At 33.4% G+C, this 12761-nt stretch carries 13 protein-coding genes; 11 read left to right on the forward strand and 2 right to left on the reverse strand.

Annotated features, from left to right (window positions below; all coding sequences use genetic code 11):
- Positions 1 to 96: 96 nt before the first annotated feature.
- Both BM203_RS05325 and cbpB read right to left on the reverse strand, forming a co-directional pair.
- Complete coding sequence (locus BM203_RS05325; protein WP_090093348.1) at positions 97 to 648, reverse strand: hypothetical protein; 552 nt, start codon at positions 646 to 648, stop codon at positions 97 to 99.
- Positions 649 to 870: 222 nt separating this feature from the next.
- Complete coding sequence (cbpB, locus tag BM203_RS05330) at positions 871 to 1338, reverse strand: cyclic-di-AMP-binding protein CbpB (RefSeq protein WP_090093350.1); 468 nt, start codon at positions 1336 to 1338, stop codon at positions 871 to 873.
- A 533-nt stretch (positions 1339 to 1871) separates the two neighbouring features.
- Between cbpB and BM203_RS05335 the strand changes: the two genes are divergently transcribed.
- From BM203_RS05335 to arcD, 11 genes are all read left to right on the forward strand, one after another.
- Positions 1872 to 2192 (forward strand): hypothetical protein, encoded by a 321-nt coding sequence (locus tag BM203_RS05335; RefSeq protein WP_090093352.1) that lies wholly within the window; start codon positions 1872 to 1874, stop codon positions 2190 to 2192.
- A 141-nt stretch (positions 2193 to 2333) separates the two neighbouring features.
- Positions 2334 to 2483: a teichoic acid D-Ala incorporation-associated protein DltX gene (locus tag BM203_RS05340; RefSeq protein ID WP_090093353.1), complete on the forward strand. Its 150-nt coding sequence runs from the start codon at positions 2334 to 2336 to the stop codon at positions 2481 to 2483.
- Positions 2484 to 2495: 12 nt separating this feature from the next.
- Positions 2496 to 4007, forward strand: a complete 1512-nt coding sequence (gene dltA / locus BM203_RS05345; RefSeq protein WP_090093355.1) for a D-alanine--poly(phosphoribitol) ligase subunit DltA — start codon at positions 2496 to 2498, stop codon at positions 4005 to 4007.
- A complete protein-coding gene (dltB, locus tag BM203_RS05350) occupies positions 4007 to 5245 on the forward strand; it encodes a D-alanyl-lipoteichoic acid biosynthesis protein DltB (protein ID WP_090093357.1) in 1239 nt (412 codons plus the stop codon). Before dltA ends, dltB begins: the two co-directional genes overlap by 1 nt.
- Before the next feature lie 29 nt (positions 5246 to 5274).
- Positions 5275 to 5514 carry a D-alanine--poly(phosphoribitol) ligase subunit DltC gene (dltC, locus tag BM203_RS05355; protein ID WP_090093358.1) on the forward strand — a complete coding sequence of 80 codons (240 nt, stop codon included), beginning with the start codon at positions 5275 to 5277 and terminating at the stop codon, positions 5512 to 5514.
- Positions 5507 to 6814, forward strand: coding sequence for a D-alanyl-lipoteichoic acid biosynthesis protein DltD (gene dltD / locus BM203_RS05360; RefSeq protein ID WP_090093360.1), 1308 nt, complete (start codon positions 5507 to 5509; stop codon positions 6812 to 6814). The genes dltC and dltD overlap by 8 nt, the downstream gene beginning before the upstream one ends.
- Complete coding sequence (locus tag BM203_RS05365; RefSeq protein WP_090093361.1) at positions 6814 to 7752, forward strand: serine hydrolase domain-containing protein; 939 nt, start codon at positions 6814 to 6816, stop codon at positions 7750 to 7752. Before dltD ends, BM203_RS05365 begins: the two co-directional genes overlap by 1 nt.
- 265 nt (positions 7753 to 8017) lie before the next feature.
- Positions 8018 to 8695, forward strand: a complete 678-nt coding sequence (locus BM203_RS05370; protein ID WP_090093363.1) for a DUF975 family protein — start codon at positions 8018 to 8020, stop codon at positions 8693 to 8695.
- A 298-nt stretch (positions 8696 to 8993) separates the two neighbouring features.
- On the forward strand, positions 8994 to 10238 hold the full coding sequence (gene arcA / locus BM203_RS05375) for an arginine deiminase (RefSeq protein ID WP_090093364.1): 1245 nt from the start codon (positions 8994 to 8996) through the stop codon (positions 10236 to 10238).
- 30 nt (positions 10239 to 10268) lie between these two features.
- Positions 10269 to 11315 (forward strand): ornithine carbamoyltransferase, encoded by a 1047-nt coding sequence (gene argF, locus BM203_RS05380; RefSeq protein ID WP_090093366.1) that lies wholly within the window; start codon positions 10269 to 10271, stop codon positions 11313 to 11315.
- 2 nt (positions 11316 to 11317) lie between these two features.
- Complete coding sequence (arcD, locus tag BM203_RS05385; RefSeq protein ID WP_090093368.1) at positions 11318 to 12751, forward strand: arginine-ornithine antiporter; 1434 nt, start codon at positions 11318 to 11320, stop codon at positions 12749 to 12751.
- Positions 12752 to 12761 lie beyond the last annotated feature (10 nt).

Here is a 12761-nt window from a genome sequence, read left to right on the forward strand (position 1 = left end):
TTATTTTAACATTAACTTACTTTTTTTATTACACGAATGATTAGGTTATAGAAAACAATGAATTTAATACAAAGAAAGCGTTATAGCTTTCTTAAATCAATAATCATATAATTTGATAATTTTATTTGAACTGGCTCTTTTGATTGAGGTAGGTGACTTTTTTACACTTTGCTTTTGCGGGGAAGGATTAGTTTCAACTTGAAAAATTTTGGCGCGATTAAGTGAATCAATCAAGTCAGCAAAAGACATCGTAACAAAATTATCATTGTCACCATGATCGTCAGTTTCAGAAAAATAGTGGTTTATTTTATTAATTCCTTCAAGTGAAAAATGTTCTTCATGAGCTAAATCAAGCAATAGGGCGTGAAGTCTAGTGGCTGAAACTAATTCGTGTTGTAAAATTTCAAAAATCCATCCAAAATTATTATCGATAATTTTAAATTCTTTGGCAATTTTGTCTTTATAAAAGACATCAGTAATTATTACTTTTTCAGAGAAATTATCGCACTTTTGGTTAATTTTTTTTAATTGAGTGACTAGTTGCTTTTTTTCTGATAAAGATAATTCTTGCTCACGAGGATATGCTAAATTGTCAATAATAGCATCAATTAAAGTTTTTAATTGCTCAGAAATTATTTTATTTACCATAATTAGTATCCTTCTTTTAACACAAAGCAATCTCTAATTTTTAATTAATATAAACAAGACATTTTTTAAGACTTAAGAATATAACTTATTCCAAGTTAAGTATAACTCAAAAGAGTGTGGATAATAAAAAAATTTTTATAATACTATTTACTATAATAAAGTACATAATAGTTGTGCTATATATTGAATATTGCTCTTTGAAAACCGATAAATAAATATTTTTCATTTCTTTATGATTTTATATTTTTTTTCTAGATTATGAGTAATGTAATTGAAAGCTTTAATCCATTTGCGCCGAGTTAATAGACCTTGAAAAATATCATGATTATCGACAACTGGGAGAAAGGGATTGTCAATTAATAAATGAAGTTGGGATTCTAAAGTTGATTCTGAAAGATTAATTTTATCGAAATTGGTTTCCATTACATCACGAACTTTAAGGCTATTTAAGGGCTCACTAGTTATTTCATGAGTTCCCATCATTGTAGCAGTAATCATGGCTAAACTGATTAGACCAACCACGTGATTTTCCTGATCTAGTACGGGAATCTTAGCATATTTTACTCTCGTTAAAATTAAAAAAGCATGGTAGAGCGGATTATTAGCCTGAACAAAGGCAATTTTTGCTACCGGAATAATAAAAGTGTCGTTTTTTTCTGCTAATAGCTGTTTGATTGTGGGTGAAAACACCTGGGACAGCCCCTTTCACTAAAATTAAGCAAAATAAAGAAAAAGACCCGCAAAACATGCGGGTCGGTTAGTTTTCATCTACTTTGAAGGAGTAAGAATGAATGAAATAAAAAGTGGGAGTATGTAGCAAGTTTTACTAACTTACTACTCTGTAAATAATATTCCTTAATTATAAAGTAAAGGTAGAAAATGTCTTATAAATTAGTAAAGATTTCCTTTAGAAGTCATAAAGGAAATAGAAAAACCCACGCAATACACGTGAGTTGAAAGGGATAGATATGAAAATGACCTGTAAAGTCATTCCGTTTTTCATTACATTATACTTGGAGGAGTATGAATGAAAAACATAAAAGTTGAGTGTAACATGGTAACGTTTCTCAGCATCACCATATCAACACTTAGTATAACTATAAAATGTGAAAAAAGTATGACGAATTCATAAATAAAGGTATTTTTCATTTGATGTAAAATTGTTTATTGAAGAACACATTGTTATAATTATCTTTATTCTATTGAATGTATTAAGGAGAAAGATGAAAAAACAAAAATATCGCAATCGAATTACTTTTTGGTTACGTGTCTCAGGCTGGTTATGTTTATTACCGGCTTCAGTTTGGTTATGGCTTTATAGGATGGCAAGCTGGTCGAGTTATTCTTCGTTCTTTTTAATTGAGTTGATTGTGACCGTTACATTTGCCGTTTTTATTCTGACAACTGCTACGAGTAAAGGGTGGTTGAAACGAAAAAATTTAGTAAGTCTATTGACATTTGCTATTTTGTTTTTATCAATTATTGTCTTTATCCCACTAGTCTTTTCTTATAATGCTTGTAGTAAATTTAATAAAGAACAATAAGTTTGCTAAACTATATTTAGATTTAGTAAAAAAATGATAAAATTTTAATCAGTTCATTGACAGTAGTAATACAGTGGTAATACAGTGAAGACATATAATAATATTTTCGGGATTTATTAAGATTTAGAGAGATAAAGATTTATGCTAAAAAAAGGAAATGATTCACGCAGTAAACAAATAGGTAAGTTTGTTCTCACGACACTTATTTATTGTGCTATTTTAATGACACTAATTTATCTATATCAATATAGTGGTCTGACGTCGGTTCACTTTATTTATAACGAATTCTAAGGTGGTATCATTATGATTAATGATGTAATTAAAAAAATTGATAAAATTGCTACAATTGAACCCAACCGAATTGCTTATGATTATTTAAGTAAAACTAATACTTATGGTGATTTAAAAAGGCGCTCAGATGCGTGGGCACATAAAATAATTTCATTAAATCTTCCGACTGATAGTCCAATTATGGTATGGGGCGGACAAGACTTTGAAATGATTGCTAGTTTTTTGGGCTGTGTCAAAGCAGGGCATGCCTATATTCCAATTGCTAGTTATTCTAATGCGGAACGAATAGCAATGATTCAAGAAGTTGCTAAGGCAAAAGTTATTTTGGCGATTGATGCACTTCCGGAAATTAATTTAACAGGTTTGCAGGTTATTAAACCTAGTGAAGTAATGGATGGTACCTTTGAGATTGATTCACAAAATTTTGTGGCAGGTGATGCTAATTTTTACATTATCTTTACTTCTGGTACCAGTGGCTTACCTAAGGGGGTTCAGATTAGTCATAACAATCTACTAAGTTTCATCAATTGGGAAATGACCGACTTTGCTCTACCTGATTATCCTAGTTTCTTATCGCAAGCGCCTTATTCATTTGATCTTTCAGTTATGAGTCTTTATCCAGCCTTAGTTAGCGGTGGTAAGTTAGTGGTCTTGCCACATGATGTAACAGAGAATTTTGCCCAGTTATTCTTAACTTTACCTAAATTAAAGTTTAATGTTTGGGTGTCAACCCCGTCATTTGCCCAAATGTGTTTTCTTGATAAAACATTTGATGAGAAACATCATCCTGAAATGACACATTTCCTATTTTGTGGCGAAGAATTACCTCATGGCGAAGCTTTGATGCTTAAGCAAAAGTTCCCTCATGCTAAAATTTTTAATACTTATGGTCCAACTGAGACTACAGTTGCGGTGACACAAGTAGAGATTACTGATGAAATATTGAACAAATATGATCGCTTACCAATCGGACGTGCTAAAGCTGATACTAAAATTACCATTGATGAAACAAAGGGTGACCATAATCAAGGTGAAATTATCATTGAAGGACCAAGTACTTCTAAAGGATATATGAATAACTCGGAAAAGACTGCTAAGGCATTTTTCAAAAAGCCGGGTGCAAAGTATATGAGTCATAGATCTGGCGATGAGGGTTTCCTAGATAATGGAATGCTATTTTATCGTGGGCGAATTGACTTTCAAATTAAATTTAATGGCTATCGGATTGAATTAGAAGAAATTAATCATTACATAGGTAAGAATGAGTTTGTTAATTATGGAGTAGTAGCTCCTAAGTATGGTAAGGATCATACGGTTAAGCAACTTGTAGCTGAAATCAAACTAAAAGATGGTATTAAAGAACGTTATTCAGAAGCTGAAATTACTAAAGCAATACGTGCTGATTTAGCTAAAAATTTGATGCCATACATGATTCCACAACGATTTGTTTACCGTGAAACTTTACCAATTTCCCAGAATGGAAAAGTTGATATTAAAGCTGTAATTAAGGAGGTTAATGAGTAGTGAATTTTAACTTCATAAACTTACAGCCTTACACTAATCCGCAATACTTTGTGTATTTAATGATTGGCCTAGTACCAATCATTATTGGCTTATATCATGGTCATCGCTTAAAAATCTATGAAGTAGCATTTTCATTAGTTTTTTTATTTCTTATTTTTGATGGAGATAAGTGGCAACAAGGGGTTAATTTAATTATTTACCTATTGTTTCAATTATTAGTGAGCTATTGGTATCTGCATTATCGCCAAAATGGTAAGAATAAGACATGGGTTTTTTACTTAGCGGTTGTTTTAGCTATTTTACCACTAGTTTTAGTTAAATTTCAGATTGCTTTTCCTAAAGCACCAATTCCTGGTGTCTTAGCTTTCTTAGGTATCTCATATATTACCTTTAAGACAGTACAGGTTATTATGGAAATACGTGATGGTGCGATTAAAGAACTTGATTTGAGTACCTATCTACGATTTCTGCTTTTCTTTCCCACTTTTTCATCTGGTCCAATTGATCGTTACCGCAGATTTGCTAAGGAATGCAATGTTGCCCCTAAGCGTGACCAATATCTGGCTGATTTAGAGATAGCAACAAGAAATCTTTTTCAAGGCTTTCTTTATAAATTTGTTTTAGGCTGGTTTTTTGGAACCTATTGGTTGCCTAAGATTTCTAAAGCTGCTTTAATTGCAGGTGCAGCTAATGGCGGTCTGAAATTTTCTTGGTGGCTAGTAGCCTATATGTACTGCTATAGTATGTATCTATTTTTTGATTTTGCGGGGTACTCCCTGTTTGCAGTTTCCATTTCTAATTTCATGGGAATTCATACACCAGTAAACTTTAATAAGCCTTTTATTTCGCAAAATATTAAAGAATTCTGGAATCGGTGGCATATGACGTTGTCATTTTGGTTCCGTGACTACATTTACATGCGTTTTACATTTTTTGCCATGAAGAAAAAGCTGTTTAAGAATCCGATTAGATTGTCACAAGCTGCATACTTGTTATTATTTTTGACAATGGGCTTTTGGCATGGCTTAACCTGGTATTATATTGTTTATGGTTTATTCCATGCAATAGCTATTATTATTAATGATTGCTGGCTTAGATATAAAAAGAAACACAAGGAGCAAATTCCGTCTAATAAGTTTACGAAATGGTTGGCAATTTTTGTAACGTTTAATATTGTTTGTTTTAGTTTTTTGATTTTTTCAGGCTTCCTTAGTGAATTATGGTTTGGTTGGAAGTAAGAAAGTAATCTAATTTAAGAGGTTTTATTATGAATATTGAAAAAGAAGTTTTAGACATTTTGCAAGATTTAACTGGTGAAGATTTATCAGAAAGAATGGATGAAGATATTTTTGCAAATGGCTTAATGGATTCAATGGCTAGTGTTCAGATGCTCTTGAATTTGCAAGAGAAGTTTGCAATTGATGTACCAGTTTCTGAATTTGATAGGAATGAATGGAACACGCCAAGTAAGATTGTTTCAAAGGTGGAAAATTCAAAAAATGAGTAATAAACGCCGACTGTGGCAAATTTTTGGCCCGGTTCTTTGCGCTTTTATCCTGCTGTTAGTCATTTTTTTAATGCCTTGGGAAAGAACATTTTCTAAGGATGCTATCTATCAAGCAGCTAATTCGCAGACAACTACTATTTTCAAAGGATCACGAATGAAGCAGAATGCCTTTGATGATGGCTACGTCCCTTTTTATGGTTCTAGTGAATTATCACGGCTTGATCCACTCCATCCAAGCGTTTTGGCTGAGAAATATCACCGCAATTATCGCCCATTTTTATTGGGGGGACCTGGGAGCCAATCATTAGCTCAATTTTTAGGGATGCAAGGTACTGCTAAACAATTAAAGAATAAAAAGGCGGTAGTGATTATTTCACCCCAATGGTTTACCAAGATTGGTCAAGATCCAGATGCTTTTTCTTTGTATTATTCACCATTGCAAGCTTGTAATTTTTTATTAGGAATTAAGAAAACTAGTGTTTCTAATCGTTATGCTGCCAAACGGTTCTTGCAAATGCCAGAAACAAAGGGTGTTATTAAATCTGGTATGAAAACAATTGCAAATGGTCAGAGTTTAACAAGTACGCAACGTTTTCTCCTTGAAAATCAGCGACGGATGCTAAACAATGAGGACAAGTTTTTCAGTACATTTCAGCTACGTGATCGTATCCAAAAGATTAATGGTCATGCTAAATTATTGCCTAATACATACTCGATTAAGGCGCTTGACCAAATAGCTAAGCAACAGGCTGCTATTAATACTAATTCAAATAGCTTTGGCATTAATAACAAATTTTACAAAATGCGTTTAAACAAACGAGCCTTAGCTAAATTAAAAGATAGCCAGCGTGATTTTAATTATACAAAATCAGTTGAATATAGTGACTTTGAATTGATGCTGCACCAATTTGCTAAACAACATACAAATGTTTTGTTCATTATTCCACCAATAAATCAAAAGTGGGCTGATTATACTGGACTATCTGAGTCAATGTATCAAAAATCAGTTAATAAAATTAAGTATCAATTAAACAGCCAAGGCTTCGATAAGATAGAAGATTTATCCAAACGTGGTTCGGAAAAATATTTTATGGAAGATACCATTCATATTGGTTGGCGTGGATGGGTTGCTGTTGATCAAGCGGTTAAGCCATTTATGAATCAGAAAAATGAACCGTATAATTATAATATGCGTAATTATTTCTATACTAAAAAATGGCAAAACAAGCCAGGAATGATTAAGACAACGGACAAATATCCTGCAGTTGAAAATCGAAAAGCAGCTTTAAAAGAAAAATAGTGCGCCAGCAAATTGATGCCTTAAAAATTAAGGGATCAGTTCTTGTCATTAAAGACAATAAGATTCTACTTGATTATGCTACAAATAATGCAACTGACACTAGTTATTTAATTAATTCTGTTCAAAAGTCGATGACTGCAGCATTAGTAATGCGGCTTGTTCAAACTGGTAAATTAAGTTTGCAAGATCCACTTAGTAAATTTTATCCAGTAATCCCTGGTTCAAAGAAAATTAAATTAGCAAATCTAATTTCAATGACTGCAGGGTTAAGTTTACGGCCTGGTAGTCAATTAGGAAGTAGAACTTTTAAATCTGATCAAGCAAATCTTGAACATAATATTGCAAAAACAATTTTTGTACCGAAAATGTTAGGGAAATGGTATTACAGTTCACTTAATTATATATATTTGTGCGGTATTTTATCCCAAGTAACGGGAAAAAGTTATGAAAAATTATTTCGTGATACTTATATTAAGCCATTGAAATTGAAGCACACTGAATTTTTATGGGCTAAGTCGGCTCAACTGTTAAATACTGGATTTATTCCTGGCAAAGTTTATAAAAAAGGTAGATATGTTTTAGTCAAAGCTAAAACTGCTTTAAGTGATGCACACAATGAACTGGGAGCTGGATCAATAGTAATGTCTAATCATGATTTAGCTAAAGTAATTCATTATTTGCTTGCGGGAAAATTCTTGTCGAGTAAAAGTCGAAAGTTACTTTATCAAGCCAGTTCGCCGAGTTTTTATAATGGTGGTTTTTATAACAATAGTAAATTTAAAATAGCTAATGGGGCAGGAGAAGGCTATTATACCTTTTTACGTAGTACCAAGGATGGTAAAACGATGCTAATTATTCAGTCAGATAGAACGCGAATGGGACAATTTGCATCTTTAAAGCCACAAATTGATAAAATTATGAAGTCTTTAATTGACTAATAGATATTTGTATAGGCTGTGCTTGTCTTGTTTTTTAAGTAATTGCATGCTAGAATTTTGTTGTGCCGTTGGCGAAAAGAATAATTTATTCATTTTCTACGGTAGCGAAAATGATATTTCTTTTTATGTGGTCAGTGCTGACGGTATAAACACTGTGTGAGCTTAGTTCCGATGTTGGTGGAATTAAGCTCTTTGTATATTCTTTGCTAATAATCACTTGTTTAGGTTAAAATTAACTTATTAGGAGAGTTGTGTGGAGGAAAATATGAACAGATTAGAAATAAAAGCAGAAGCTAAAAAAGAGCTTCGTGGTAATTGGGGTTGGGCCGCCTGTATTGGTCTAATTATAGTAATCTTAAATGGCTTAATTTTTGGCTATAATATGAAAGATAATATTGGTAATTTTCAAGGTAATAATGTTGTTGAAATAGTAAGACCGTATGTTACGAATGGCACCTTTTTTTTAGGTACTGGATTGGGCTTTTTTAGCGGTTTTTTCATGTTAAGTATGGCTATTACCTTCTTACATTTATCTAGAGGATATAAGCACAATTTGTTTAAAGCTGTTTTTTCGGTCTTTACTGACAATCGTTTTATTCCAGAATTTTTAAATTATTTGTGTAGTTATGTGTTTCAAATTTTATGGACACTTTTACTTGTTGTCCCAGGTATTATTAAAAGTTATTCTTATGCTTTAACTCCGTATATTGTGAGCGACTTGGTTGAAAGTGGTAAAGAAGTTCATGCTACGACTGGAATTACTGAAAGTCGTCGGTTGATGGTGGGACACAAATGGCAATTATTTGTTTTAGACTTAAGCTTTTTGGGCTGGTATTTAATAGGTTTACTTACTTTGGGCATAGGACTTATTTGGATAGTTCCGTATGTTCAAACAACCAGAGCTAATTTTTATCGTCAATTGGCTGGAGATCAATTTAATTAATATTTCATTAAAGCATATAAAGGGCAACTACTTTATATGCTTTTTATTTATAGTTGGGAAATCATTAAAAACTAAAAAGAGATTGAGTAAGAAGATATTATGTCTTTATAGTTATTCAATCATTATTAGCACTTGCTTACGTAACCTGTTAGTAAGTGCTTTTTATTTATCTAAATGGATAAAAAAGACTATCAAAAATACCGTTTTATCACATATGTGTTTTTGCAATAATTATCACGTAAATTAATGAAAGCGCTTTTTGATAATTTTACAATTGTTGCATAAAGGAGAAATAAAGATGGAAAATCCAGCAATAAATGTTAATTCAGAAATTGGCAAATTAAAAACAGTATTGTTGAAACGTCCAGGTGCCGAAGTTGAAAATATTACTCCTGACACAATGGAGAATCTGTTGTTTGATGACATCCCATACTTGAAAATTGCCCAAGAAGAACATGATTATTTTGCTGAAACCTTAAGAAAGAATGGGGTTGAGACCCTATATATTGATGACTTAGCGGTTGAAGCATTAGGTCAAAGTTCAGAAATTCGTCAAGAGTTTATTAAGCAATACATTAGTGAACATGGTTATGAAGCGGGTGTAACACATGATGTCTTGCAAGAATATCTTAATAGTTTTGACTTGCATGATATGGTAACTAAGCTTTATAGCGGTATTCGTCGTAATGAAATTGATTTGGATTTAAAAAATGAAACCCTACACGATTTGGCAGGTAGTGATGCTAATGACCCATTTCTACTCGATCCCCTACCTAATGCATATTTTACAAGGGATCCACAGGCCTCTATAGGTTCAGGAATTACTATTAATCATATGACTTTTAAAGCTCGTCAGCCTGAATCATTATTTACTGAATTTGTGATGAAATATCATCCCCGTTTTGCAGGTCATGTTAATGTTTGGCGCGATCGTAACCATAGTACCCGAATTGAGGGTGGGGATGAATTGGTATTAAACAATCATGTTTTAGCAATTGGTGTTTCACAAAGAACTTCATCTAAGTCAATTGAAGGTTTGGCACAAGAATTATTTACTAATAATGATAGTCACTTTGATACAGTAGTAGCGATTGAAATCCCACATAATCACGCCATGATGCACCTTGATACGGTATTTACGATGGTCAATAAAGACCAGTTTACTGTTTTTCCAGGAATTATGGATGAAGCCGGGAAAATGAATATTTTTGTTATGACCCCAGATGAAAACGGCAAAATCAAGATGGAACATCACACTGATTTAGGGGAAACATTAAAACAAGTCCTCCATCTATCAGAATTAGATTTGATTATGACTGGTAATGCTGATGATATTGTTGCCCCACGTGAGCAATGGAATGATGGCTCCAATACTTTAACTATCGCCCCAGGTGAAGTAGTTACTTATAACCGTAATTATGTAAGTAATGAAATGTTACGTGAACACGATATTCTGGTGCATGAAGTTATTTCAAGTGAACTTTCAAGAGGTCGTGGTGGTCCGCGTTGTATGTCTCAACCTCTGTGGCGTGAAGACTTATAAAAAATTAAATAAATAAAAGGAAGAAATAAAATGGCTATTAATTCAGTATTTCAAGGACGTTCACTATTAGCAGAAAAGGATTTCACTCCAGCAGAAATTCAATATTTAATTGATTTAGGGCTACACTTAAAGACCTTACAGCAAAAAAATATTCCGCATCATTATTTAGAAGGAAAAAATATTGCTTTATTATTTGAAAAAACATCAACTAGAACGCGTTCAGCGTTTACTACCGCAGCAATTGAATTAGGTGCACATCCTGAGTATTTAGGAGCTAATGATATTCAATTAGGAAAAAAGGAATCCGTTGAGGATACTGCAATTGTTTTAGGCAAAATGTTTGATGGTATTGAATTTAGAGGTTTCAAACAAACAGACGTCGAAGAACTAGCAAAATATTCCGGTGTTCCAGTTTGGAATGGTTTGACTGATCAATGGCATCCAACCCAAATGATTGCCGATTTTATGACAATTAAAGAAAACTTTGGTCATTTGCGAGGCTTGACACTGGCCTTTGTTGGTGATGGTCGCAATAATATGGCTAATTCTTTATTAGTAACTGGTGCAATGCTCGGCGTCAATATTCATATTGTGGCACCAGAAGAATTACACCCAACTCAAGAAGTTGTTGATTTAGCAAATAAATTTGCTGCGGAATCAGGCGCTAACTTATTGGTAACGGCTGATATTGATGAAGGTGTTAAAGGGGCTAATGTTATTTACACTGATGTTTGGGTTTCAATGGGTGAGTCTGATTGGGAAAATCGGGTGAAATTACTTAAACCATATCAAGTTAATATGGAAATGATGAACAAAACAGGCATGGATGACGATAATTTAATTTTTATGCATTGCTTGCCAGCTTTTCATGACACTAACACAGAATATGGTCAAGATGTTAAAGAACAGTATGGTATTACCGAAATGGAAGTTACCGATGAAGTCTTTCGTAGCAAGTACGCTCGCCAATGGGATGAAGCCGAAAACCGAAAACATTCAATTAAAGCGATTATGGCAGCAACTTTAGGCAATATGTTTATTCCAGCTGTACCAGAGCTTGAAAAGGCAGGCCACTAGTCATGACTGATTCCAAAGAGCAAGGGATAGCTCTGCCAGCTCTAGTTGCTTTAGTTGTTAGTTCAGCAATTGGTTCAGGAATTTTTGATTTACCATCGACTTTAGCACAAGCGGCTACACCGGGGGCAGCACTTTTAGCTTGGGTAATTACTGGTATCGGTATTTTAACATTGTCTTTAAGTTTAAATAATTTAGTTTTGACTAAACCGGACTTAACTGGAGTATCAGACTATGCTCGTGCAGGTTTTGGTGATTTTGCTGGATTTATTTCTGGCTGGGGTTATTGGCTGTCAGCTTGGCTTGGTAATGTGGCATTTGCAACGATGCTAATGTCTTCATTAGGTTATTTCTTCCCACCATTAAAGTCAGGTAATAGTATTAGTGCAATTATTGTTGCCTCAATTATTTCCTGGGCACTAACAATTTTAGTTACTCAGGGAATTGAATCAGCCGCAGTTATTAATGCGATTGTTACTATAACTAAAATGATTCCAATTTTTGCATTTATTGTAATTGCACTTATTACTTTTAAGGCAGGTATTTTTACAAGTCATTTTTGGGCCAATATGTCTACCAATCTTATGGGTAAAGTGACGTATACTGCACCAACAAGAGCTGGCATTTTTAACCAAATTAAAGGCTGCATTATGGTTATGATGTGGGTGTTTGTTGGTATTGAGGGCGCTACAACAATGGCTGCTCGTGCCAAGAAAAAGTCAGATGCAGGTAAAGCAACAATTATTGGTTTGTTTTCTTTATTAAGTATTTATATAGTTGTTTCTATTTTACCATATGGCTATTTGCCGCTTGCTAAATTACAAACAATGCGGCATCCTGTTTTGCTTTATCTATTTAAGGAAATGACGGGACCAATTGGCGGTGCATTTATTGCAGTTGGCTTGATTATTTCCATATTAGGTGCCTGGTTATCTTGGACAATGTTACCAGTTGAAGCTACTTCATTAATGGCTGAACAAGGTTTACTACCAAATTGGTTTGGTAAATTGAATAAACACAGGACCCCAGCTAATTCTCTTTGGTTAACTGAAATTTTAATTCAACTATTTTTAATTACATTGCTTTTTACAGACCAAGCATACAACTTTGCTTACTCCTTATGTACATCTTCAATTGCTGTTTGTTATGCATTGGTTGGCGCATATGAATTGAAATTAGGTTTAGAGAACAGACAGCAGAGCATGATTTGGTGTGGTCTCATTGCTTTAGTTTTTGAAGTTGTGGGGATGATCTTTGCGGGGTTGCAATATCTGTGGCTGTGTACCATTGCCTATGTGATTGGTTTTGTTTTATATTACCGTGCTCGCAAAGAAAATAATCACCCAATTAGTAAGATTGAATGGATTTTTATGATTATTATTGGTCTTTTAGCTTTAACTGCAATTATTGCACTTATTCTAGGTAAGCTAAAAGCGTAGAAAGGAAAGT

Origin of the sequence: Lactobacillus bombicola (genome assembly GCF_900112665.1) — a bacterium.
Lineage (GTDB): Bacteria > Bacillota > Bacilli > Lactobacillales > Lactobacillaceae > Lactobacillus > Lactobacillus bombicola.

Coding starts and splice junctions, on each gene's coding strand:
- arcA (WP_090093364.1), top strand. CDS start 8,994: ATGGAAAATCCAGCAATAAATGTTAATTCAGAAATTGGCAAATTAAAA.
- BM203_RS05335 (WP_090093352.1), top strand. CDS start 1,872: ATGAAAAAACAAAAATATCGCAATCGAATTACTTTTTGGTTACGTGTC.
- BM203_RS05325 (WP_090093348.1), bottom strand. CDS start 648: ATGGTAAATAAAATAATTTCTGAGCAATTAAAAACTTTAATTGATGCT.
- argF (WP_090093366.1), top strand. CDS start 10,269: ATGGCTATTAATTCAGTATTTCAAGGACGTTCACTATTAGCAGAAAAG.
- dltA (WP_090093355.1), top strand. CDS start 2,496: ATGATTAATGATGTAATTAAAAAAATTGATAAAATTGCTACAATTGAA.
- arcD (WP_090093368.1), top strand. CDS start 11,318: ATGACTGATTCCAAAGAGCAAGGGATAGCTCTGCCAGCTCTAGTTGCT.
- dltD (WP_090093360.1), top strand. CDS start 5,507: ATGAGTAATAAACGCCGACTGTGGCAAATTTTTGGCCCGGTTCTTTGC.
- dltC (WP_090093358.1), top strand. CDS start 5,275: ATGAATATTGAAAAAGAAGTTTTAGACATTTTGCAAGATTTAACTGGT.
- BM203_RS05370 (WP_090093363.1), top strand. CDS start 8,018: ATGAACAGATTAGAAATAAAAGCAGAAGCTAAAAAAGAGCTTCGTGGT.
- BM203_RS05340 (WP_090093353.1), top strand. CDS start 2,334: ATGCTAAAAAAAGGAAATGATTCACGCAGTAAACAAATAGGTAAGTTT.